Raw genomic sequence first — 22,570 nt, forward strand, 5'->3', positions numbered from 1 at the left:
TGTGCACCATCAGCTCCTTGGTGTACCAGGAGTCCATCAGCACCACGCGGAATGGCAGCTTCTTGCCCGTCATGGCCTCGTCGAACATCTCCTGGACGTACTGGAGCTTGGTCTTATGGTCACCTGCGGGGCGAACACTCGCCAGTCGATGATCCAGTAGCGACCGCTGCGGGGTTGACGTACAAGCAGTTGACCACACCGATGCCCTTGATCAGGCCATGGGCATTGCCGCTGCTGCCGCACAGCCGCACCAGCTCGATCGCATGGGCAAGTGGTTCGCTTTTGTCCGAGGGGCAGCATGGGCGAACGGCAAGAAAAGCGTTCGGAGTCAGGTTCGATGGATTTTCTCCACCTGCTCTGGGCGTGATAGAGCGTTATGTTTTCGTCTTGCAGGTAACGGAGTTGATGGCGTCATGCGAGAAATGCGGGTGATAGTCGGCGAAGTAGGTTTCAGGTATAGTTGATGCAAGGTGGAGATCAAAAGCGAGCAGTAGTCGGTCTTGTCGGCTTCATCATATGGCTCCTGTTGAGTTGGGCAAGCCAATTGCAGGCATATTTAATGAATCCGAACAGCCAGTTGAAACAAAGATATTTAAATTGCACATCGGGTGGGCCGAGGATCAATCCATGGATCAGAATATGGCACTCAAAACTCAGTTTAAGAGTTTGAAAGTTTCTTTTGCGTAAGTCCTAATTGCAACGCGCTGCCGATTCCAGTAAAGGGCAAAACTGGAACAGCCAACGATCAAACTGAGGACGTGACCTACGAGCAAACCAAAAGCGGGACTTCCGGGACCGGTTGGAGAAAAAGCCTTGCCTGCGGCGAAAAGAAAGAAACTTGGCCATTGGGCGGAGCATTTTGATGCCGCCAAAGAAGTCATTCAGGGTGCAAGATGAAAAACCCACCACCGTGCTTGGGGCCTTGGTCGGCTCACCTGAAGAGCGAGCCAAGCGCTTCAACCCTGCCCTTGAAGCGCCCCCGTGGCGATTCTCTGGACCGACGAGAAGCGCGAGTGGGAAGCCGTGCTGCCGCTGATCAAGGCCGCACGCGACTGCACGACCTCGGCGCTTGACCCCCGACAGCCGCACCGGCCCCGGCACGTCTGGTTGCGCACGGTGGCCGACCGCCAAGATGGAAACGTCGGCGCGGGCGAGACGGCGATCCTCTACCTGCCCGGCGTCGGCAATGGCCAGTTGCGCACCGACCTGCGGCCTGAAAGACGACCCGCAACTGGCACCGCTTGCTGAGCTGCAGTACCGGGGCGCGTTCTGGCGCCAGGAGAACGGCAAGGACTGGACGCTGCGCGCCTTCTGCGAGCAGCGCGGCGGGCTGGGGCTGAAGGTGGCCGGCAACCAGGAAACCGTGCAGGCGCTCAAGGCGGCGATGGCCAAACTGCTGCTGCAGGACCTGCCGGCGCTGGACGCCCAGGTGCTCGATGAGCGTTACCTCAACGACTTGCTCCAACCCCGCGCCGGCAAACCGTGCTGCGCTGGCTGACGGCACGAGGCGATTCAAAAAGAGAAAGGCGATACCTGGGCCAGCTTTGTCAGCACCACGCGCACCCGATTCGGCGTGGAGTTGGCCAAGGGTGTGATGGAGGTGGCGCAGCGCATCCTCGCCATGCCGGCGACGCCGAACACCCGCTGTGGGAGAAGTACGCCGCCCACTGGCACAGCGCCCCGGTACTATGCGGTCTTCGAGTCGATCGCGCCGCCGGACCTGTTTGTCGGTGCGGAACGCTATCCGCGCGAGAACGCCGTCGACGAGAAGCGGCTCGCCGAGGAGTTGCTCAAGGCGGCCAGCCTGGCGCCCGCCGAAGCCGCACAGGCCGTGCCTGGCGCTGGAAGCCAAACATGCCATCCGTCGCGAGCACCTTTGGGCCGCGCAAGGGCGTGCGCGCTGGCCATGGCCCTGGCCCAGCTCGCCAGCGTCGCCAAGGCCTTCCAGGAGGCCTCTGGCGGGGGGCAATGCGACGGCGGCCGCTCGGCTACGCGGCCAGCGGCTGGCGTGTCGATGCCGACGCACGCGCCGCCATGGCCATCACCCAGCAGGCCGAACTTGAGGAAGCCGATTTATGCCGTGCTGCAGGCGCTCTACCGCCACTGGCTGGAGCAGCAAGCCGAAGGCTTCCAGGCCCTGGTCAAGCAAGGCGGTTATCCGCACTGGAGCCTGCCGGAGGTGCCGGATGGCACGGTGGTGCTGTTCGTCGATGGCCTGCGATTGATCTGGCCCGCGAGCTGGAGGCGTTGCTGGGCGTCGAGGTAGCCTGAGCAGCGTCGCTGGAGCCTGGATCCTGGCATCCCGTCGGTCACCAGCAGCGGCAAGGTCTGGGTATCTCCGGCCTGCAAGCTGGTCGAGGGCGGCAATGGCGGCTTGCTCCCAAGCTGCCCAAGGCGCCTACACGGCAAGTTGCGCAAGGCAATGGAACCGGAAGGCTATGCCATCGTCGATTCCGAAAACCCCGGCTTTGCCTACAGCGGGTTAGGCCGAGTTTTCCGGGCGACATCGACAGCGATGGCCATAACAAGGGTCTGAAACTGGCCCGCGCCGTGGCGGCATCTGGATGATCTGGCCGAACCGTTCGCCGCTTGCTCAATGTCGGATGGAAGCAAGTCTGGCTGGTAACCGATCACGGCTGGCTGCTGCTGCCCGGTGGGCTGCCGAAGGCGGAACTCCCGGCCAGGCTGACCGAAACCAAGTGGGGTCGCTGCGCGGTGCTCAAGGATGCCAGCGGCGACCAGGACTTTCTGGTGCTACCGTGGAGCTTCGACCCCGGAGTGCGCGTGGCGCTGGCGCCGGGTATTTCCGCTTTCAGCGGCCGCAGGCCGACCATGGCGGCCTGAGCTTGCAGGAATCCGTCGTGCCCTTCATGCGCGTGCAGCTATTGGACCCGTGGCCGGGCAGCCGAGATTGCTGTCGGTCAGTTGGAATACCCGCAAGACTATTTGCTCGGTAATGGCGACGGATGCGGCCGGGCTGACGGTCGGCCTGGAACGGCTGGGGTCGGCGATTAGCGGGCTGAGACGCTCGACGCCGACGGCGGGGCCGCGTGGTGTTCGAGGAAGTGGATGATTTGGTCGGCGAGCAGATTGCCGTCGTGCTGCGTCGAGACGGACAAAAGGTGGCCGAAGAACATGAACTGGAAGTGTGGAATGGAACTTGATACCCTGGATCGCAAGGCTGCGGCGAAAGCCTTGCGGCGGTTATATCGTCCGCAAGGATTTGGTGCGCCAGTTCTCGCGCCAGTTTCCGGTGCCGACCTATGTTGTCGAGTTCATGCTGGGCCGCTACTGCGCGACGACCAACGACCAGGCCGAAATTCAGGAAGGGCTGGACATCGTGCAGCGCCAGCTGATGCCGAACGCGCACGGTGCGGGCGGGCGAAGGAGGAGCTCTTCAAGGCCGGGGCGCGTGAAGCGGGGCTAGGTCAAGCATCATTGACCTCATCACCGCCCGGTCTGGACGCCAAGACCGACTCCTACGTGGCCACGCTGCCTTCAGCCTGCGCTGCGCGATGTGCGCGCTTCAGCAGAGACTGGTCACCGAGGACACCGAGCGCATGCTTACCGGGCGGTTTTTACGCCGAGGTGACGCTCGAGTCTACGACGCCGCCATCGCCCAGGAGAAAGAATGGGCGTCCATTCGGCGTCGATGCGCCTGCGTGCGCATCCAGCTGTCCCAGCGCGATGTGCTGGACGTAGATGACCAGCGCGCGCGCAGCGTTGCACCACCGAAGAGTGGGGGAGCCTTCCTGCTGCGCTAGCGTGGGCATGGAGCCGGCAGCAACTGAGCGAGCCCGGCGCCAAGGACGCGCCTGCTGCTGCGCATGGTGCCGTTCGTCGAGCGCAACTACAACCTGGTGGAGCTCGGGCCTCGCGGAACCGGCAAGTCGCATCTGTTCCAGCAGGTGTCGCCCTACGCGCACCTGATTTCCGGCGGCAAGGCCACCGTCGCCCAGATGTTCGTCAACAACGCCAACGGCCAGCGCGGGCTGGTGTGCCAGTACGACGTGGTGTGCTTCGATGAGGTGTCCGGCGTCTCCTTCGACCAGAAGGACGGCGTCAACATCATGAAGGGCTACATGGAGAGCGGCGAGTTCTGCCGTGGCAAGGAGAGCATCCGCGCCGATGGCTCCATCGTGATGGTCGGCAACTTCGATGTGGATGTGGAGCACCAGCAGCGCGTCGGCCACCTGTTCGGCCCGCTGCCGCCCGAGATGCGCGACGACACCGCGTTCATGGATCGCATCCACTGCTTCCTGCCGGGTTGGGATGTGCCCAAGCTCAACCCCAGCCTGTTCACCGCTCACTTTGGGTTGGTGAGCGACTTCCTGTCCGAGTGCTTGACCCAGCTGCGAAGCCAGAGCCGGGTGTCCGTGTCTGCAGAGCCGGGTTCGTTTGGGCGGCGCGCTCTCAGGGGGCGCGACATCAACGGCGTCAACAAGACCGTCAGCGGGCTGCTCAAGCTGCTGTCATCCGAGCGCCGAGATGGCCGGTCAGTGACGAAGATCTGGAATGGGCCGTGCGCTTGGCGCTGGAGGTGCGCCGGCGTGTGAAGGAGCAACAGAAGCGCATCGGCGCGGCTGAGTTCCGCAACACGCACTTCAGCTACACGATGGGCGCCGAGGGCGTCGAGAAGTTCGTCTCCACGCCCGAGCTGCAGAGCCAGGGCGGCATTGGCGACGAGCCACTTGAGAGCCGGACAGATCTGGACGCTCGAGCCCCGGCGGTCAGGACGAGCACCCGGGGCTGTTCCGCTCGAAGTCACCGAAGGGCCTGGCAGTGGGGTGGAAGGTGCTGAACAAGCCCGTGCCGCACGCCATTCCAGGAATCGATCCGCTGTGCCGAGCAGAACCTGTACGCCCGCGCCCATGCAGCTTGGTCGGCGACCGAGACCCGCGGTCGCATGAGTTTTCGGTTCAGCTACGCGGCTTTGATGCGGCCAAGATCGGGCGCCAAGACCGGCGTGGTGGCCTCGTTGATTGCGCTGTCCAGTGCGCTGCTGAAGCAAGTCGGTGCGCGGTGGGCTTGGTCGTGGTCGGCGAAGTGACGCTGGGCGGCACCATCGAACCCATCCACAACGCGGTGACGCTGGCCGAACTCGCCGTTGAAAAGGGTGCCAAGTCGCTGCTGCTTCCGGTGTCTTGCCGCCGACAATTGTTCGATCTCTCGGACGACGGCGGCCCGGCTGGATATTGAGTTCTACCAGGATGGGAGGGATGCGTTGTTGAAGGCAATTGCCGATTGACTAGGAATGGTCGCGAATCCTTTTGCAAGCGCTGCGTGCGATGTTTTTGATTGTCTGCCTTTCTAAAGAACTTCGGTACTGAGTGGCTACATGGTGGCTACACGGGGAAAAGTCAACGCAATTAAAAAGCCCCCGTGCTATCTTTGAATAGCTTCGGGGCTAGTGCCTATAAGGCCTATAAGTGGCTCCTCGACCTGGGCTCGAACCAGGGACCTGCGGATTAACAGTCCGGCGCTCTACCGACTGAGCTATCGAGGAACAAGCCTCAAATTATAGCGTCATTTTCATTTTTTTCACGGGCGGCGTTTGTGCGTGACGATTTTTTAAGGATCTTCAGAACGCGGTCTGCACGGCCATTCTGGCCATGCGGGGTGCGGCTGGGAACAGGTGTGACGTGGCCGTACTGGTAGGGGATTCGGTGAAGTAGCGGCTGTTTGCGACGTTGTCGACCAGCAGGCTCCAGTGGTTGGGTACTTGCCCAGTGTCCGTGTTTCGTAGCGCACGCCCAGGTCCAGTCGGGCCCAGGCGGGCAGGGTGATCGACTCGTCAGGCAGCACGGTGCGGCTGCCTTCGTAAGAAGTGGTGCCCAGCAGGCTCAGACCGGGCGCCTCGGCACGCGCTAGGCGGCGTTGGCGGTACGAGCTGGTCCGGCACGTTGGTTGGGCTTTTGCCGTTGAGGTTGGGTTGATGGTGCTGTCCTGCCGCTGCTGCGCCTGCAGGCGGGTCGCGCTGGCGCCCAGGCGCCACGGGCCGTGGGTCAGGCCCGCGCCGAGCTCGATGCCCTGGTTGCGCACCGACCCGTCTTCCTGGCGGGTGCAGGTACCGGCCGTGTCGCAGCTGCCGGCGTCGCCCGACACAGGGCGCGCCACGTTGAGAGCGGTGGTGTTCCAGTTCAGGGTGTCTGGTGGCTTTTGCGCCCACCTCGGTTTGCCGGCTCTTGAGCGCGGAGAAGGGCTGGCCGGCGTTGGCGTATCGGCTGCGTGCCGGCGCTATTACGGACTCGGCGCCTTCGCCGTAGCTCGCGTAGGCCATGGTCGCTGGATCCAGCTGCCAGGTGGCGGCCATCCAGGGCGTGGTGATGATCGCGAATACGCCGGTGCTCTGGCTGCCGTCCGTGGCGGCGCTTTCGCGCTTCAGGCGCGGAGTGGCGCACGCCCAGCCAGGTCTGGAAAGCCTGCGTCCACTGGATCGCGTCAAACGCGAAAAACTCCGCGCCGCGTTCGGTGCGGTTGATGTAGGGGTCCTGGAAGGTCGGTGCCTCGGGCAGTGCGGGCAGTGTGAAGATGTTGCCGGTGCCCACCGCTGCGTTGTTGTCGGCCTGCGGTTGCCGGTCTCGCGGTAACAGCGTGCCCTGGACGCCGAAACTCAGGTTGTGCCGCGCCGATCCTGCGCGCGGCATCGCCGACCACCTTCAGCAGCGCCGGACTGGGTCTGGCGGCGCGTCGGTCGTTGCTGCGGTAGTCGTACAGGTCGCAGTCGCCGTTGGGGGCGAAGCGGTCGGCGTAGTAGGACGCCGGGAGCTGTTGTCATAGCAGCCGAAGGGTAGGCCAGCCGGTCGTCGCTCTTCAGGGCGCTGAGGTGCCCAGTTGACCCTGCCAGCGCCATTGGCGGCTGCTGATGGCCTGCTGGATGCCGATGCTGCCGGTGAAGCCGTCCAGCGGATTGGGCTGCGGCCAGGGCTGGCTGTTGATGTTGATGAACGGGTTGGCGCGGCGGCAGGGCGTTGCCCAGCAGGCTCGGGCTGGGCACGCTGGGCTGTCTCAGGCGCGAGTGCTCGAACTCGCCTTCGATCAGGGTGTCCCGGGTGGCGCGCCAGTCCATGGCCCAGGCGAGCGGCTACTTGCCGTTTGCCGCTGCGTCACATGGAAGCGAACGTCGGCCGCAACAGCGTTCAAGCCCGGTAGCCGAAGCGGCGGTCTTCGCCAAAGCGTCCGCCCAGATCCAGATGCCCGAGCAGGCCACCGTCGCTGGAGGTTTCCAGGCGCAGGCTGCGCAGATCGGTTTGGTCAGGGCGTTTGACCGCGTAGTTCACCAAGGCCCCGGGGGCGCTGGTTCCTACAAGGATGCCGCTGGTGCCCTTGAGGGAATTCAACGCGCTCCTTGTTTTCCAGGGATGCCGAGAGATTTCAGCGCTGATCGGCAGGCCGTCGCGCCGGTAGTTGTAGCGGTCTGGTCGACCACGAAGCCCCGAATCGTCACAAGGTCCCAGTAACCGACCGCGTTGTCGGCGTCCGAGAGCGAGGCGTCGAGCCGGAACAGGTCGCCCAGGCGCTGGGCGCCGATTTCCTCGATGGTCTTGGAGTCCACCACAGTGACGGAGACGGGGCTGCGCGCCAGTGGAATTGTCGAAACCCGGTGATGTCGGCCGTCAGCCGCGCTAGCGCGTTCGCTGACCAGTGACAGGCGCCAGGCTGAACGTCCGGCACCGCCTAGCGCTGCGCCACGGTCTGTGCCGGAGCATGATAAGCTAGTTAAAAAATAGAGCAACAAATGACCATCCGATGCTGGGAATGGTCGGTTTTTTCTTCATAAGGCTATACTATGTGCCGTGGCGTTTCCTTCAACGTTATGGCAGGTCGGCTGAGCTTGGAACAGGGCGCATCGGGCTTGGGTTCGATGCTTCGTCCGGGTAGCGGGCTTCCCTGCGCGAGGATTACCTCAATCAGGTTCAAAGGGACTTTCTCAATGGCGGCCCTACGGCACTACAACACTAGCGAATGCGCCTTTGCGAGCGCGGGTGTAGAGTTAGCCCGCAGTGCGGCGGGCTTGTGGTTCGCGGATGTTCGGCGCCTTTAGCGCCTCCACCGCAGTACGCCGCTCTAATCGTCGAAGATGGGGTTTCCACGCCCAATACCTTGTGCAGCTTGGGGCTGGTGGTGGTGTACTGCAGGAACACCTTCTTCTCGGGAAAGATGAAGGGCACGGCGCCGAAGGCGGCCAACGCGCACTCGTGGAAGCCGCACAGGATGAGTTTCTTCTTGCCGGGGTAGGTGTTGATGTCGCCCACGGCAAAGATGCCGGGCATGTTGGTGGAGAATTTCTCGGTGTCCACGACCAGTTGCTTGCGCTCGATTCCAGGCTCCACTCGGCAATCGGGCCGAGCTTGGGTGAAAGGCCAAGGAACACCAGCAGATCGTCCAGCGGCACGCACGCGGGTCACCGCGTCGGCGCCTGTGACCTTGATGCCGGTGAAGGCCGTCTTCATTTCTTCAGTGGCCGGTGACCTGGCCGATGACGAACTGCATCTCGTACTGCGTCGCACAGCTCGCCTGCATGCGGGCCACGTTAGCGGGCGCGGCCTTGAAGCCATCTCTGCGGTGGATCAGGATCACGCTCTCGGCCTTGTTCGGGCCCATCCCCCACAAAGTTCAGAGCCCAGTCAAATGGCGGAGTCGCCGCCGCCGACGATCACCAGGTTCTTGCCGGCGAAATCGGCCGGGTTCTTCACGCGGTAGAACAGCTGCGTGCCGTCGAACTGCTCCAGCCCGTCCACCTTCAGCGTGCGCGGCTGGAACGCGCCCACGCCGGCCGCGATGAAGATCGTCTTGGTGAGAAAGCGCGTGCCCTTCGACGGTGGCCACGTAGAAGCGGCCATCGTCCTGCCTCTGCAACGGTGCGTGACTTCCTGGCCGAGGGTGGAAGGTGGGGCCGAAGGGCGTGATCTGCTTGAGCAGCGCGTCGGTCAGCTCCTGCCCGGTGCACACCGGTATGGCGGGAATGTCGTAGATCGGTTTGTCCGGGTACAGCTCGACCGGCTGGCCACCCGGGATAGGGCAGAGCGATCGATGTATGTGGGCCTTGATTTCGAGCAGGCCCAGCTCGAACACCTGGAACAGGCCCACAGGCCCCGCGCCCACGATCACGGCATCCGTCTCGATCGGGCCGTCATGGGCGGCGGCTGTGTCCAGTGCTCTCCGGCGTCAGGTGCGGGTTCCATGCCGCTTCAGCGCACCAGTTCAGCAGCAGCTTGCCGGTCTTGTCTTTCCACTCGTCGGCGTCGGGCAGCTCGGGCTTGCGCTTGGTGATGCTCTTCCAGCCGTCGGCAACTTGGCCAGGTCGGCGTTGAGCTTCGTGATGTGCGACTGGTCGGCTTGGGCAGGTCTTCCTCGGCATAGATGGCGTTCACCGGGCACTCGGGAATGCACACCGCGCAGTCGATGCATTCATCGGGGTCGATGGTCGAGCATGTTGGGGCCTTCGCGGAAGCAGTCCACGGGGCAGACATCGACACAATCGGTGTACTTGCACTTGATGCAGTTTTCGGTGACGACGTGGGTCATGACGTGAGTTGTGGGGGTCGGTGAAAACCCTGCGATTTTAAGAGCTTTCACCGACCCTTGGGTTATAGGCGGTCGCTGACAGGCCCCGATGGCGTGACCGGGGTACGTTGGAAGGGTGCTGATTTGCGATCAGTTCAGCTGACCAGCACCGCGCCCGACGTCTTGTGGCTGGCGGTGTCCACCAGAATCAGCGAGCCCAGCACGCGCGGCGGGCGGGAACGGCAGCGGCGGCAAGGCGCCTCCTGCAGCAGCCAGCTCCACATGGCCGATGGCGTTGGGGTCGAGCTGCGTGGCGTCTTCTTCGGCCAGCGTGTTGATGTTCAGCCGGTGCACCATGCGCTTGACCTTGGCCTTGACCCAGCGGTGGCCGTGCAGCGCCCAGTACACGCGGCCAGCCACCAGGGGCTCGTCGTCCATCCAGGCCACGGTGGCTTGCAGCTCGCGGCTGGCGGGCTAGGCCGGGCTGGCGGCGGGGGTGTCGCAAAGTCGTCGTCGCGGCCGGGGCGGCGGCGGCCGTGGGGGCGGCCAGCAGCCAGTCGCCGCGCGACACGTCCACCTCGCGGTCGAGCACGATGCCGGCGCTGTGGCCCGCGGGCACACGTCCTTGGGGCGGCGCGCGTGGTTCAGCACCTGGGCCACGGTGGCCAGTCTGGCCGCTGGGGAAGACCTGCACCGGCGGTGCCCGGGCGCACACCTGCCTGCGGCCACGCGGCCCCAGAACACGCGGCGGCCCTGGCTGGTGTCGGACGACGACGAGAACTTCTCGACCCACTGCACCGGGAAGGCCAGCGCCAGCGCCCGTGTCGGCAGGCGGTGATTGGGCAATTGCTTCCAGCACTTCCAGCAGCGTGGGGCCGGTGTAGCCGCACCAGCCGCTGGCGGCGGCGTCCACCACGTTCCAGCCCTTGAGGGCGGACACGGGCACCGTGGCGGTGCACGGTGATGCCGGCGGCCTGCGGCAAATGCTTGCAGCGCGCCGCTGATGTGCGGCACAGGCCAGCGCGGCGGTCTGTCCACGGCGTCGAGCTTGTTCACGGCAAACACCAGCGAGTGCACGCGCAGCAAATGGGCCAGCAGGCTGTGGCGGCGGGTTTGGGGCAGCAGTGCCAGGTCGGCGTTCTTCCAGTCGAGCTTGGTGGCATCGACCAGCACCACGGCGGCGTCGGCGCTGCTGGCGGCCGTGACCATGTTGCGGGTGTACTGCTCGTGGCCGGGCGCGTCGCCGATGATGAACTTGCGCTCTTCGGTGGCGAAGTAGCGGTAGGCCACGTCGATGGTGATGCCTTGTTCGCGCTCGGCGCTCAGGCCGTCGGTCAGCAGGGCCAGGTCGGTCTCGCCCTGGCGCTGCACGCCGGCCAGGTGGTCCTGCAGCACGGCCTTGCTGTCCACCAGCAGGCGGCCGATCAGCGTGCTCTTGCCGTCGTCCACCGTGCCGCAGGTGATGAACTTGAGGGCGCCGAGTGTCATGGTCGTTTTGGGCGCTGGTCGCCCTGTGCTGGTAGGCGCGTTGGTAGCTATTGAAGTTGATAGTGGTGGTCATCAGAAATACCCGTCCTTCTTGCGCTTTTCCATCGAGGCGTCGCTCGTCTTGTCGTCCATGCGCGTGGCGCCGCGCTCGCTCACGTCGGCGGCCAGGGTCTCGATGACGATCTCGGCCGGCGTGGCGGCCGTGCTCTCCACCGGTGCGGTGCAGGTGATGTCGCCCACGGTGCGAAAGCGCACGTCGCGCGTCTGCACCGTCTCGCCTTCGCGTGGCGGTGTGAGTTCGGTCACGGGCATCAACAGGCCCTTGCGGTCCACCACCTCGCGCTTGTGCGTGTAGTAGATGCTGGGCAGGCCGATCTGCTCGCGGTCGATGTACTGCCACACGTCCAGCTCGGTCCAGTTGCTGATGGGGAACACGCGGAAGTGCTCGCCGGGCTGCAGGCGGGTGTTGAACAGCGTCCACAGCTCGGGGCGCTGGGCCTTGGGCTGCCATTGGCCGAAGCTGTCGCGGTGGCTGAAGATGCGCTCCTTGGCGCGGGCCTTTTCTTCGTCGCGGCGGGCGCCGCCGATCAGGGCGTCGAAGCGGAATTCTTCAATGGCTTCGAGCAGCGTGACCGACTGGTGCACGTTGCGGCTCTCGCCCGGGTGCGCCAGGCGCACGGTGCCGCGCGCCATCGAGTCTTCCACGCTGCGCACGATGAGCTCGGCACCCAGCTCCTTGGCGCGGAAGTCGCGGAAGTCCGTGACTTCAGGGAAGTTGTGGCCCGTGTCGATCATCAAGAGCGGGTAGGGGATGCGGCCTGCGCCAAAGGCCTTCTCGGCGCACTTGAGCATGACCAGCGAATCCTTGCCGCCCGAGAACAGCAGGGTGGGGCGCTCGAAGGCGGCGGCCACTTCGCGCAGGATGAAGATGGTTTCTTCTTCCAGGGCGTCGAGGTGCGAGTTGTTGAGGTGGTAGCTCATGTTTTTGGTGTTTTTCTCAAGCAGCGCTGAGTCGGTGCGGGCGTTCATGGTCGGTTCTGCGGTCGCTCAATGCGCGATGTGCAGGCCGCATTCGCGGTTCTCTTCGCCCTTGGTCGGGTCCACGTAGTCGAAGTTGTTGGGCAGGCCGTGCTTCTGGCAATACTCGTACAGGTCCTTGGACGACCAGTGCAGCAGCGGCGCGACCTTGATCAGGCCGTCGGGGTTGATGCTCACGGGGTCCATCTGGGCGCGCACGGCGGTGTCGGTGGCGCGCAGGGCGGTGAACCAGACCTTGCGGCGCCGTCTCGCGCAGGGCGCGGGCAAAGGGCTCCAGCTTCACTTCTTCGGTGAAGGCGGCGTGGCGCGGGTCGTCCAGCGCGGGCGTGGCGCCCTCCACCGCCTCGCGGTGCGCGCGCGAGCGGCGCGGCAGGTAGATCTTGAGATTCAGGCCGAGCTGTTTCGTCACTTCATCGGCAAAGCGGTAGGTGGCTTCGGTGTTGTAGCCGTTGTCCATCCAGACCACGGGCACATCGGGGTTCACGCGGCTGACCATGTGCAGGATCACCGCCTCGAACGGGCGGAAGTTGGTGGTGACGATGGGGCGCTGGCCCAGGCCCAGGGCCCAGGCGACGAGGCCCTCGGCGTTGCGGCCGAGTTCCGCGTTGATGCGTGCGAGATCGATGTGACTCATGGTGAGGGGCTCGTGTTTCGGTGCAGTGGGCGCTTGGGCAGTGCGCCTGTCAGGCGGCCTTGGCGGCAAAGAGGGGCTGGGGGTTCACGGCGTCGCCCTGGTAGAAGCCAGGGAACATCTCGAACTGGCGCTGCGCGTCCGCTGCGTCCACGCCCTCGCGCAGCACGGCCGACGAAAAGCCCGTGCGCTGCATCTGCACCAGCTGGTCGATCAGCACGTCGCCCGTGGCGCGGATGTCGCCCTTGAAACCGCGGCGGCGGCGCAGCAGAAAGGCCTGGCTGAAGGCGCGGCCATCGGTGAAGCTGGGGAAGTGCAGGTCCACGCGCTCCACGCCGTCCAGCGCCAGCGCCAGGGCATCGGCATCGTTGGCCAGCGCCACGCTGCGGGCGTCGCCTTCGGCAGGGGGCTGGTGGTCGTGGGATGCGAGTAGTTTCATGTTCATCAGGGTGTCCGTCATCTGTGGCTGCAGTGCCGGCGCTCAGGCCGTGGCCAGGGTTTCGTCTTTGTGGCGGGCGAGCTTGGCGGCTTCCTTGAACGGGTCCAGGCCCGCGCGGCGCACGGTGTTCTGGAAGGTCTCGCCGCTTTCGCGCAGGTCGCGGTAGGTGCCGAGCACGGCCTCGATCACGTCCGGCACTTCGGCCGCCGAGAACGAGGGGCCGATCACCTTGCCGGCAACCGCAGCGCCCGACAGGTCGGAGCCGTCGGAGCCGCCCAGCGTGACCTGGTACCACTCCTTGCCGTCCTTGTCGACGCCCAGGATGCCGATGTGGCCGCTGTGGTGGTGGCCGCAGCTGTTGATGCAGCCGCTGATGTGCAGGTCGATCTCGCCGATGTCGTCGAGCTCGTCCAGGTCCTGGTAACGCTGGGTGATGGCCTCGGCAATCGGCAGCGAGCGGGCATTGGCCAGCGCGCAGAAGTCGCCGCCGGGGCAGGCGATCATGTCGGTGAGCAGTTGCACGTTGGCGCTGGCCAGGCCCAGGGCCTTGGCTTCCTGCCACAGGTCGAACAGGCGGCTGGCATGCACCCAGGGCAGCAGCACGTTCTGGTCGTGCGTCACGCGGGCTTCGCCGGCCGAGTATTTGTCCACCAGGTCGGCCAGGGCGATGAGCTGGTCGCTGGTGGCGTCGCCGGGCGACTGGCCGGGGCGCTTGAACGACAGCGTGACGGCGCGCAGCTGCGGGTTCTGGTGCGCATGCACATTGCGCTTGAGCCAGCGGCCAAAGGCTACGTGCTCGGCGGCCTGCGCCTGCAGCGATGCGGCCAGGGCGGCGGGGTCGGCATCGGGGATGTCGGCCAGCACGGGCGGCACGAAGCAGGCGGCCACGCGGTCGAACTCGGCCTGGGGCACGGTGTGCGGGCCACCGTCGATCTCCATGATCTGGCGGTACTCTTCTTCCACATCGTCGATGTATTTCTGGCCTTCGGACTTGACCAGGATCTTGATGCGCGCCTTGTACTTGTTGTCGCGGCGGCCGTGCTCGTTGTACACGCGCACGATGGCCTCGATGTAGTTCATGATCTGGTTCCAGGGCAGGAACTCGCGGATCACGGTGCCGATCACCGGGGTGCGGCCCATGCCGCCACCCACGAAGACCTTGAAACCGATCTCGCCGGCCTCATTGCGGGCCATGTGCAGGCCCACGTCGTGCCAGCCGGTGGCCGCACGGTCGTCCTTGGCGCCGCTGATGGCGATCTTGAACTTGCGCGGCAAGAACGCGAACTCGGGGTGCAGCGTGGTCCACTGGCGCAGGATCTCGGCGTAGGGGCGGGGGTCGATCAGCTCGTCCACGGCCACACCGGCCAGCGCATCGGTGGTGGTGTTGCGGATGCAGTTGCCGCTGGTCTGGATGCCATGCATGTCCACGCTGGCCAGCAGGTCCATCACGTCGGCGGCCTTGGACAGCGGGATCCAGTTGAACTGCACGTTGGTGCGCGTGGTGAAGTGGGCGCAGTTCTTGGGCAAAAAGGTCGTGCCCAGCAGGCCCTGGCCTTCCATGGCGGCCTTGAAGACGGCTGCTTCGGGTTCGTCGTAGTCACGCGCGATGGTGGCCAGCACGCGCAGCTGGCGGCTGGCGATCTCGCCGTAGGGCACGGCCACGCGCAGCATGGGCGCGTAGCGCTGCACGTACCAGCCGTTCTGCAGGCGCAGGGGGCGGAAGTCGTCTTCGGGCAGCTTGCCCGCCTGCCAGCGCTCGAGCTGGTCGCGGAACTGGCGCGCGCGCTGGTGGACGAATTGGGTGTCGAATTCTGTGTATTGGTACATCGTGGGCTACTACTCAGATCATTATCAATTTGGCGCCTGCCCAGGCCAGCAGGACGGACAGGGCGGAGCGGATCAGGCGCTCGGGCGTGCGGGTGACCAGGCGTGAACCCAGCCAGATGCCCGGCAGCGAGCCAGCCAGCAATTGTGCAAGCAAAGTCCAGTCCACCGAGCCGAGCGAGGCATGTCCCAGCCCTGCCACCAGGGTCAAGGGCACGGCGTAGGCGATGTCGGCGCCGATGACGCGAGGCAGCGGCAGCAGCGGGTAGACCAGCAGCAGCACGGTGACGCCGATGGCGCCAGCACCCACCGAGGTGAAGGTCACCAGCGTGCCGATCACCGCGCCCAGCAGCACCGGCAGGCTCCAGTGGCGCGGGCGGGTGGCCTGCTCGGCGTTGGCCAGGCGCAGCGGCCTGGTCGGCCGCCTGGCGCTGGCGCGAAAAGGCCACCACCTTGTACAGCGTGGCGGCGGCCGTGAGCAGCAGGGCAAAGCCCAGCGTGGTGGTCATGATGCGCTGGGCCTGGGCACTGGCCGGGCCCAGTTCCTTGAGCGCCCACAGCGCCAGGATGGCTGCGGGGATGCTGCCCGCGCACAGCTGGCCCACCACGCGCCAGGGCACCAGGCGCTGGCGGGCCATGCTCACCGTGCCGCCCATCTTGGTGAAGGCGGCGAACAGCAGGTCGGTGCCGATGGCCAAGTGGGGCTTGACGCCGAAGAAAAAGATCAGCACGGGCGTCATCAGCGAGCCGCCGCCCACTCCGGTCAGGCCGACGATGAGGCCTACCGCAAACCCCGCAAAGACAAACGCCAGATCGTGCATGGCAGCGAATGTAAGAGCGCTCCTTATGGAAACAAACGATTGTTTTGTCCTGCCCTTATGCGGATAAGCTTATGCGCCAATGCTGAAGCGGGTTTGCGAAGGGTCAAGAGGGCCCGGGCCCTTGTTGCATGCGGGTTACACGCCAGCCAGCCGCTCGGCACCCAGCGCCTTGGCCAGCTTCGCATCCAGCGGCAGAGGCTCGCCCTGCAGCCGGGCCGCGAGCAGTTCGCCGCACAGCACGGACAGGGTCAGCCCGCGCGCGCCCATCGCCGTGCAGGTCCACACACCCGGCAGGGCCACCGTATCGACCGGGCCCACCACGGGCAGCCGGTCGTGCAGGGTGCAGCGCACGGCGGCCCAGGTGCGCAGACCACCGGCCGGCGCGGGCGGGCCTGCCATGGCGGCAAAGTCCGCCAGCAGGCGCTCGGCCGCAGACGGCAGCAGCCCCTGCATCTTGCCGTGGTTGGCGGCATGGGCCTCCCGTTGCTCGGCGGGCGTCGGAGGCAGGGCGGTCATGCCGCGCTCGAAGGTCGAGCCCATGATCCAGGCGCGGGGCGCATCCGGCCCGTCCGACAGCGGAAAGTCGGGCACCAGGTTGCCGTTGCCGTTGAGCGGGAAGGGCGCCAGCGGCGCATCGCCGGGCGCATAGGTGCCGATGGACACCTGGCCGCGCAAGGCCTGCAAGGGCCAGTGGCTGGCCAGCAGCGTGCGGCTGTCGGCGCCTGCGGCAATCACCACCACCGGGGCCTGGGCGAGCACGCGGCCTTCAGCGTCCAGCGCTTGCCATGCGGCGCCGGGTGCATCGTCCACACGCTGCAGCCGGGCCACGCGGCAGTCGCCCTGCCAGCTGATGCCCGGCTGGGCGAGCAGCGCAGCCACCAGGCGCGCAGGGCGCAGCCAGCCGGCATGGGGGTGCCAATTGGCGGGGGTGTCGGCCGGCAACTGGGCTTGCCGCAGCACGTCTTCGCTGGCCGGCTGGCTCCAGTCGGTGCCGGGGCCCTGGGCCCAGGCGGCGGGCAGGGCCTTGTTGCGGGCCTTGTCGGCGGCATGGCGCTCCAGCACGCCGGTCTGGCCAAAGTCCTGCCCTTCGCTCAGCACGGCACGGGCCTGGGCGAGGGTGGCACGCACGCCGTTGCGCGACAGGCGCGAGAGCAGGCTGTCGTCGGGCGAGACATGGGGGGCGAACAGGCCGGCGGGCAGGCCCGACGCGCCGGCCGCCGGGGCGCCCGCCTGGTCCAGCACCTGCACATGCCAGCCACGCCGCGCCAGGCTGGCTGCGCAGGCTGCGCCGGCCACGCCAGCGCCGATCACGATGCAGTCGCCCGGGTCCCGGGGTTCTGGTTCGGGATGCGTGGGGACTGCGGTGCGCGGCTCCCAGCGCGGGTTGTAGGTAGCATGCAGGTTGTCGCGCTTGGGCGGCACGCCGGGCATGCGCGTGACCTCGAAGCCGCACTGGGCCAGGGCATCGCGCACGGCGCGCGCGATGGTCCAGGTGGCCAGGCGTGTGCCGCGCCGGCAGCAGCGCGCCACGGCCTTGAGGGTGTGGGCATCCCAGATCTCCGGGTTGCGCTGGGGGCTGAAACCGTCGAGGTAGACGGCATCCACCGTGAGCGCCTGCTGGCGCAGCATGGCCTGGGTGTCGCCCACGTACAGCGTGAGCAGCACCCGCCCTGCGTCGAAGCTGAGCCGGTGCACGCCCGGCAGCAGGCCCCACCACTGGGCGTGCAGCTGCTGCGCCAGTGGGGCGAGTTCGGGATGGGCGCTGGTGGCGCGCAGCAGGTCATCGGCCCCCACGGGCCAGGCCTCGGTGGAGACGAAGTGCAGCAGCGTGCAGCGCTCGGGATCGGCACGCCAGGCAGCCCAGGTCACCAGGAAGTTCAGGCCAAAGCCGAACCCGGTTTCCAGGATGCGCCATTGCGCTTGCCCAGCCCACGCCTGCGGCAGGCCGCAGCCGTGCAAAAACACCTGGCGGGCCTGCGTGAGGCCGCCGTTTTCACTGTGGTAGCGGTCGCCGAAGCGGGGGCTGTAGGGGGTGCCGTCCGGCAGCCAGTCGACAGGCTCGGACATGGGCAGGGTGTGCGCTGAGCGCTTATTCAGGCGTTGGGGGCACGTAGCCCGCTGCTGCGTCGGCACCGCCGCCGAAGAAATGGTTCTCCATCTGGCGGGCCAGGTACTGGCGCGCACGCGCGTCGGCCAGGTTCAGGCGGTTTTCATTGACCAGCATGGTCTGGTGCTTGAGCCAGCCGGCCCAGGCCTCCTTGCTCACGCCTTCCCAGATGCGCTTGCCCAGCTCGCCCGGGTAGGGAGGGAAATCCAGGCCTTCGGCTTCCTTGCCGAGCTTGATGCATTGAACGGTGCGTGCCATGGGGATTTTCCTTGTAAATCGTTGTGCGAGCGAAGTGCTCAGATAGTTTCGGTATAAAGAACTGAAATCTTAGTTGTTTCAGTTTTGATGACGGCCTCCCAGAATGCGATCCATCGGTGTCCAGCACCCATTCGCATCCCTGATTGAAGAGGCTCCTCATGAACTTTCGCCGCGACTTTATCAAGTTTCCCTTCGCTCTTGCCCTTGCGGGTGGCTTGGCCCTGACGGCATTGCCGTCGTTTGCCCAATCGGTGACCCTGCTCAACGTCTCCTACGACCCCACCCGCGAGCTGTACGTGGAGTTCAACCAGGCCTTCGCCAAGTACTGGAAGGGCAAGACCGGCCAGGACGTGACGATCAAGCAATCGCACGGCGGCTCGGGCAAGCAGGCGCGCTCCATCATCGACGGCCTGGACGCCGACGTGGCCACGCTGGCCCTGGCCGGTGACACGGACGCACTGCACACCAACGGCGGCTGGATCCCCAAGGACTGGCAAAAGCGCTTGCCGCACAACAGCTCGCCCTACACCTCGACCATCGTGCTGGTGGTGCGCCAGGGCAACCCCAAGGGCATCAAGGACTGGGACGACCTCATCAAGCCCGGCATCAGCGTGATCACGCCCAATCCCAAGACCTCGGGCGGCGCCCGCTGGAACTACCTGGCCGCCTGGGAATTCGCCAAGCGCAAGCTGGGCAGCGATGCCAAGGCCAAGGAGTTCGTGGCCAAGCTCTACGGCAACGTGCCCGTGCTGGACACCGGTGCGCGCGGCTCCACCATCACCTTTGCCCAGCGCAACCAGGGCGACGTGCTGATCGCCTGGGAGAACGAGGCCTACCTGCTCGAAAAGGAATTCGGCACCAAGTTCGACGTGATCGCACCGTCGCTGTCCATCCTGGCCGAGCCCGCCGTCGCGGTGGTGGACAAGAACGTGGACAAGAAGGGCACCCGCGTGGTGGCCGAGGAGTACCTCAAGTTCCTGTACAGCGAGGAAGGCCAGGACATCGCCGGCAAGAACTTCTACCGCCCGGCCATTTCCGAGAAGGCCAAGGCCAGGTACGCCAAGCAGTTCCCCAAGCTCAACCTGGTGACCATCGATGGTGCGTTTGGCGGCTGGGACAAGGCGGCCAAGGACCACTTCGCCGACAACGCAAGCTTCGACCAGATCTATGCCGGTAAGTGGGGGGGGGGGGGGGGGGGGGGGGGGGCGGGGGGGGGAGGGGGGGGGGGGGGGCGGGGGGGGGGGGGGGCGGGGGGGGGGGGGGGCGCGGGGGGGGGGGGGGGGGAGAGCGGCGCACGCGGGGGGCGGGGCGCCGCGGCGGCGCGCGGGGGGGGGGACGACGGGGGGGGGCGGGGGAGAGGGGAGGGGAGGGGGGGGGGGCGGCGGCACCCCGCTCCCGGGGGGGCGCGGGGGGGGGGGCCGCGGCGCCGCGGCGCCGGGGGACACCCCGGCGCGCGGGGCCGAGCGGCCGGCGGCCGGGGCGCGGGGCCCGCCGGCGGGACGGGCGGAGGCAGGGGGGGTGACAGGGCGGGGAGGGGGGGGGGGGCGGCGGAGCGGGCGGGGGAAGACGGGGGGGGGGGGGGGGGGGGCGGCGGGGGCGGGGGCGGGGGGGGGGGGGGGGGGCAAGGGCGCGGCGGGCCGACGGGGGGGGCCGGGGGCCCGGGGGGGGGGGGGGGCGGGGGGCGGCGGGGCCGCCGGGGCGGGCGCGGGGGCCCTCGGGGGGGGCGCCGCCGGGGGCGCGGGGGAACCGCGCCTCTCTACTGGGCCGCGAGGGGGCGACGCGGAGGAAGCACGACACGGGGAAGAACAGGGCGCCGCCGCCGCGGCGCCGGGGGGCGGCGAGCGCGACGGCGCGCAAGCGGACCGCGGAGCGGAAGCGGGGGGCGCACCGAAAGCTCAATCCAGAAGCTCGGCCTGCGGCCGCCGCGCCGGGGACCGGGCGGCTGACGTGCCCGGGAGCGTTCGCCGCCCCGGGGCGCCGCGGCCGGGCCGCCGGGGCCGGGGCGCGGGGGGGGGGCGGGGGGCGCCCGCGAAAAGCGGGGCCGGGGCCGCGGGCGGGGGGGGCCGGGGGGGGGGGGGGGGGGGGGCCCGGGGGGGGGGGGGGGGCGGGGGGCGGGGGGGGGGGGGCGGGGGCGGGGGGGGCGGGGGGGGGGGGGGGGGGGGGGGGCGGGGCGGGGGCGGGGGTGCGCGGGCGGGGGGGGGGGGGCGGGGGGGGGGGGGGGGGGGGGGGGGGGGGGGGGGCGAGGGGGGGGGGCGGGTGCCGCGGGCGCAGGGGGGGGCGGCGGGGGGGAGGCGGGCGGGGGGGGGGGGGGCGGGAGCCAACCGGGGGGGGGGGGGGGGGGGGGGCGGGGGCGGGGGGGGGCGGCGGGGGGGGGGCGCGGGGCGGGCCGGGGGGGCGGGGGGGGGCGCCCGCACGGGCGCGGGGCCCGCCCCGGGGGCGGCGGCCCGGCCGCGGGGCGGGGCGGGCGACCCGCACGGGGGGGGGGGGCCGGCCATCCAGAGCGGCGCGGGCGAGGGGGCGGGGGCGCCGGGCGGCGGGGGGGGGGGGGGGGGGCCCGGGGCGGGGGGGGGGCGCGGCGCGCGGGGGGGGCGGGGGGCGGGGGGGGCGGGGGGGGGCGCGGGGGGGCGGCGCGGGGGGGGGGGGGGGGGGGGGGGGGCCGGGGGCGCGCCCGGCGGCCGGGGGCGCCGCGGCGGGGCCGCGCCGGCGGGGGCGCCGGGGGGGGGGCGGGGGGGGTGCCGACGGGGGGGCGCGGGGGGGGGGGGGGCGCGGCGCGGGGGGGGGACCGGCCGGCCGCGCAGGCGCCCCGGGCCGGGGCCGGCCCGGGGCGCCGGGGGGGCGGACGGGAGGCCGGGCGGGGGCGGGACGCGGGGCGGGCGGACGGAGCGGGGGCGCGGGGAAGGGGGCGCGGGCGCCGGCGGGCGGGGGCGCGGGGGGCCCCCGCCGGCGGGGGGCGCCGCCGCGACGGCGCGGGGGGGGCGGCCCGGCCGCGCGGGCGCCGGGGTGCCCCGCCTCCGGGCCCGGCCGGCGCCGGGCTGCGCGGGGGGGCCCGCGCCGCCGGGCGGGGGGGGGGGCGGGTGCCGCCCGGGCCCGCCGGGGGGGCGGGGGGGGGGGGGGGCCCTGGCGCCGGGGGGGGGGGGCGACGCGGGGGGGGGGGGGGGCGGGCCGGGGTGGGGCCGGCCGGCGGCGGGGGGGGGGGGCGGGACGGGGGGGGGGGGGGCGGGCGGGGGGGGGGGGCCGGCGGCGCCGGTGGGGCGCGCCGCGGGGCGGGGGGGGGCCGGGCGCGGGGGCCGGTGGGGGGGGGGGGGGCCGCCCGCTCTGGGCGGGGCGGGCGCGGGAGGCGCGAGATCATCCGTCGGGGTGGCGGTGGTCAGCGGCTCAGCCCCCGTACCCCATGATGGCCACGGCATGGCAGCCCGTGCCTGCGGCCACGAAGCCGTGCCATACGGCGTGGGCGTAGCGCAGCCGCGAGTCGAGCACGAAGAACGCCACGCCCACGGTGTAGGCCACGCCGCCGGCGATGAGCCAGTGCGCGCTCCACTGCGTGAGGTGGCCGATGAGGGGCAGGGCGGCCACCAGTGCCAGCCAGCCCATGAGCACGTACATGCCGGTGGACAGCCAGGCCGTGCGCAGCCGGTTGAGCGCCTTGAGCACCAGGCCCAGCGTGGCCACGGCCCAGACCAGGGCCAGCAGGGCCAGGTTCCACTCGCCCTCGGGTTGCTTCAGGGCGAAGGGTGTGTAGCTGCCTGCGATGAACAGGTAGATGGCGCCGTGGTCGAGCTTCAGCGCCGCCTGCCTGAGGCGCCCCTCGGGCAGGGCGTGGTAGAGGGTGGAGGCCAGGTACATCAGCACCATGGTGGCGGCGAAGACAATGGCGCCGGCCACGCTGGCAGTGCCCTGTGGGCGTGCCGAAGCGATGAGGAAAGGGGCCGCGATGACCGCAGCCAGCAGTGCCAGGCCATGGCTGGCGCTGTTGGCCAGTTCTTCGCCGGGGGTCTGTTCGCGGCACTGCATGGCAAGGACCGTCTCAGCGCGGTATCAGCGGGGCAGGGCCGTGTGCTGCCGTTCGCGCCAGGCGTGGTAGCGCGAGCGCTGCAGTGCGAACAGCTCCACCAGGCCCCAGGCCATCGCGCAGCCCATGATCCCGAACAGCGCGACGGTGCGCAGCGGTTCAATCCTGCGTGGAGAGCGGAAGCGGTTCTTCATGGAAAAAGCAGTCGTTGTCAGGAAGGTCGAAGGAGAACCAGCTCTCGTCCAAGAGCTCGTCGAACAACCGCTGCAATCCGAGAAATTTCCAGAGCATGGTGCCCTCCTGGGTGGTGTGAAGCTCCCCCAAGATAGCCTTGCCATGTGACGGTTTTGCGTCAGTGTGGCAATCGCAACAGCCCTGTGCAAAGACCCTGGCGCAGGGGGCTGCGGGCGCTATGCTGGCTGTTTTTCGCTGCCAGAAACCATCACCA

At 68.6% G+C, this 22,570-nt stretch carries 22 protein-coding genes, 1 tRNA gene and 5 pseudogenes; 9 read left to right on the forward strand and 19 right to left on the reverse strand.

Features of this window, described 5'->3' with window-relative positions:
* The first annotated feature begins 981 nt into the window (after positions 1-981).
* The 8 genes from U5N23_RS06100 (at position 982) to U5N23_RS06135 (ending at position 5,199) form a co-directional block, all read left to right on the forward strand.
* The gene (locus U5N23_RS06100; protein WP_322591921.1) at positions 982-1,248 is read left to right on the forward strand and encodes a hypothetical protein; all 267 of its coding nucleotides are present in this window, start codon (positions 982-984) and stop codon (positions 1,246-1,248) included.
* Positions 1,187-1,498, forward strand: coding sequence for a hypothetical protein (locus U5N23_RS06105; RefSeq protein WP_322591922.1), 312 nt, complete (start codon positions 1,187-1,189; stop codon positions 1,496-1,498). The genes U5N23_RS06100 and U5N23_RS06105 overlap by 62 nt, the downstream gene beginning before the upstream one ends.
* A 75-nt stretch (positions 1,499-1,573) precedes the next feature.
* A complete protein-coding gene (locus U5N23_RS06110; protein ID WP_322591923.1) occupies positions 1,574-2,266 on the forward strand; it encodes a hypothetical protein in 693 nt (230 codons plus the stop codon).
* Between the two features lie 323 nt (positions 2,267-2,589).
* Positions 2,590-2,844 (forward strand): hypothetical protein, encoded by a 255-nt coding sequence (locus tag U5N23_RS06115; protein WP_322591924.1) that lies wholly within the window; start codon positions 2,590-2,592, stop codon positions 2,842-2,844.
* A gap of 304 nt (positions 2,845-3,148) precedes the next feature.
* Positions 3,149-3,427 carry an anti-phage BREX system Lon protease BrxL gene (locus U5N23_RS06120; RefSeq protein ID WP_322591925.1) on the forward strand — a complete coding sequence of 93 codons (279 nt, stop codon included), beginning with the start codon at positions 3,149-3,151 and terminating at the stop codon, positions 3,425-3,427.
* Positions 3,428-3,827: 400 nt separating this feature from the next.
* On the forward strand, positions 3,828-4,556 hold the full coding sequence (locus U5N23_RS06125) for a BREX system Lon protease-like protein BrxL (protein WP_322591926.1): 729 nt from the start codon (positions 3,828-3,830) through the stop codon (positions 4,554-4,556).
* Positions 4,541-4,801: a hypothetical protein gene (locus tag U5N23_RS06130; RefSeq protein WP_322592341.1), complete on the forward strand. Its 261-nt coding sequence runs from the start codon at positions 4,541-4,543 to the stop codon at positions 4,799-4,801. Before U5N23_RS06125 ends, U5N23_RS06130 begins: the two co-directional genes overlap by 16 nt.
* Positions 4,795-5,199 carry a hypothetical protein gene (locus tag U5N23_RS06135; protein WP_322591927.1) on the forward strand — a complete coding sequence of 135 codons (405 nt, stop codon included), beginning with the start codon at positions 4,795-4,797 and terminating at the stop codon, positions 5,197-5,199. Before U5N23_RS06130 ends, U5N23_RS06135 begins: the two co-directional genes overlap by 7 nt.
* A 231-nt stretch (positions 5,200-5,430) precedes the next feature.
* On the opposite strand, the gene U5N23_RS06140 is transcribed toward U5N23_RS06135, so the two are convergent.
* The 16 genes and pseudogenes from U5N23_RS06140 to U5N23_RS06205 all read right to left on the reverse strand — a co-directional run bounded on the left by U5N23_RS06140 (position 5,431) and on the right by U5N23_RS06205 (position 18,113).
* Positions 5,431-5,506 (reverse strand) — tRNA-Asn (locus U5N23_RS06140).
* Between the two features lie 65 nt (positions 5,507-5,571).
* A complete protein-coding gene (locus tag U5N23_RS33075) occupies positions 5,572-6,117 on the reverse strand; it encodes a TonB-dependent receptor domain-containing protein (protein WP_416208579.1) in 546 nt (181 codons plus the stop codon).
* Positions 6,118-6,140: 23 nt separating this feature from the next.
* Positions 6,141-6,647 carry a hypothetical protein gene (locus tag U5N23_RS06145; RefSeq protein ID WP_322591928.1) on the reverse strand — a complete coding sequence of 169 codons (507 nt, stop codon included), beginning with the start codon at positions 6,645-6,647 and terminating at the stop codon, positions 6,141-6,143.
* 492 nt (positions 6,648-7,139) lie between these two features.
* Positions 7,140-7,340 carry a hypothetical protein gene (locus U5N23_RS06150; protein ID WP_322591929.1) on the reverse strand — a complete coding sequence of 67 codons (201 nt, stop codon included), beginning with the start codon at positions 7,338-7,340 and terminating at the stop codon, positions 7,140-7,142.
* Positions 7,337-7,738 (reverse strand): TonB-dependent receptor plug domain-containing protein, encoded by a 402-nt coding sequence (locus U5N23_RS33080; protein ID WP_416208580.1) that lies wholly within the window; start codon positions 7,736-7,738, stop codon positions 7,337-7,339. The genes U5N23_RS06150 and U5N23_RS33080 overlap by 4 nt, the downstream gene beginning before the upstream one ends.
* A 343-nt stretch (positions 7,739-8,081) precedes the next feature.
* Positions 8,082-9,156: pseudogene (locus tag U5N23_RS06160) on the reverse strand (NAD(P)/FAD-dependent oxidoreductase); the annotation flags it as partial.
* Positions 9,134-9,528 (reverse strand): annotated as a pseudogene (gene fdxA, locus U5N23_RS06165) (ferredoxin FdxA). The pseudogenes U5N23_RS06160 and fdxA, both read right to left, overlap by 23 nt.
* A gap of 129 nt (positions 9,529-9,657) precedes the next feature.
* The gene (locus U5N23_RS33085) at positions 9,658-9,945 is read right to left on the reverse strand and encodes an elongation factor 1-alpha C-terminal domain-related protein (RefSeq protein WP_416208587.1); all 288 of its coding nucleotides are present in this window, start codon (positions 9,943-9,945) and stop codon (positions 9,658-9,660) included.
* Positions 9,946-9,981: 36 nt separating this feature from the next.
* A complete protein-coding gene (locus U5N23_RS06170) occupies positions 9,982-10,995 on the reverse strand; it encodes a GTP-binding protein (protein ID WP_416208581.1) in 1,014 nt (337 codons plus the stop codon).
* A gap of 72 nt (positions 10,996-11,067) precedes the next feature.
* On the reverse strand, positions 11,068-12,024 hold the full coding sequence (cysD, locus tag U5N23_RS06175) for a sulfate adenylyltransferase subunit CysD (protein WP_322591931.1): 957 nt from the start codon (positions 12,022-12,024) through the stop codon (positions 11,068-11,070).
* 18 nt (positions 12,025-12,042) lie between these two features.
* Positions 12,043-12,667: pseudogene (locus tag U5N23_RS06180) on the reverse strand (phosphoadenosine phosphosulfate reductase family protein).
* A 49-nt stretch (positions 12,668-12,716) separates the two neighbouring features.
* Positions 12,717-13,103 (reverse strand): DUF934 domain-containing protein, encoded by a 387-nt coding sequence (locus U5N23_RS06185; protein ID WP_322592342.1) that lies wholly within the window; start codon positions 13,101-13,103, stop codon positions 12,717-12,719.
* Positions 13,104-13,145: 42 nt separating this feature from the next.
* Positions 13,146-14,930, reverse strand: a complete 1,785-nt coding sequence (locus tag U5N23_RS06190) for a nitrite/sulfite reductase (protein WP_322591932.1) — start codon at positions 14,928-14,930, stop codon at positions 13,146-13,148.
* Positions 14,931-14,943: 13 nt separating this feature from the next.
* Positions 14,944-15,748: pseudogene (locus U5N23_RS06195) on the reverse strand (sulfite exporter TauE/SafE family protein).
* Positions 15,749-15,883: 135 nt separating this feature from the next.
* The gene (gene mnmC / locus U5N23_RS06200) at positions 15,884-17,815 is read right to left on the reverse strand and encodes an FAD-dependent 5-carboxymethylaminomethyl-2-thiouridine(34) oxidoreductase MnmC (protein ID WP_322591933.1); all 1,932 of its coding nucleotides are present in this window, start codon (positions 17,813-17,815) and stop codon (positions 15,884-15,886) included.
* A 22-nt stretch (positions 17,816-17,837) separates the two neighbouring features.
* Positions 17,838-18,113 (reverse strand): oxidative damage protection protein, encoded by a 276-nt coding sequence (locus U5N23_RS06205; protein WP_057207053.1) that lies wholly within the window; start codon positions 18,111-18,113, stop codon positions 17,838-17,840.
* Between the two features lie 158 nt (positions 18,114-18,271).
* On the opposite strand from U5N23_RS06205, the pseudogene U5N23_RS06210 reads away from it, so the two are divergent.
* Positions 18,272-19,291 (forward strand): annotated as a pseudogene (locus U5N23_RS06210) (sulfate ABC transporter substrate-binding protein); the annotation flags it as partial.
* Positions 19,292-21,488: 2,197 nt separating this feature from the next.
* Here U5N23_RS06210 and trhA read toward each other — a convergent pair.
* The 3 genes from trhA to U5N23_RS06225 are packed head-to-tail and all read right to left on the reverse strand — an operon-like array spanning position 21,489 to position 22,413.
* Entirely contained in the window at positions 21,489-22,124 is a 636-nt protein-coding gene (gene trhA, locus U5N23_RS06215; RefSeq protein WP_322591934.1) for a PAQR family membrane homeostasis protein TrhA, read from the reverse strand.
* A 24-nt stretch (positions 22,125-22,148) separates the two neighbouring features.
* Positions 22,149-22,316, reverse strand: coding sequence for a hypothetical protein (locus tag U5N23_RS06220; RefSeq protein ID WP_322591935.1), 168 nt, complete (start codon positions 22,314-22,316; stop codon positions 22,149-22,151).
* Positions 22,282-22,413, reverse strand: coding sequence for a hypothetical protein (locus U5N23_RS06225; protein WP_322591936.1), 132 nt, complete (start codon positions 22,411-22,413; stop codon positions 22,282-22,284). The genes U5N23_RS06220 and U5N23_RS06225 overlap by 35 nt, the downstream gene beginning before the upstream one ends.
* Between the last annotated feature and the right edge of the window lie 157 nt (positions 22,414-22,570).

This window comes from Acidovorax sp., assembly GCF_034519795.1.
In the GTDB taxonomy this organism is placed as follows: domain Bacteria; phylum Pseudomonadota; class Gammaproteobacteria; order Burkholderiales; family Burkholderiaceae_C; genus Acidovorax.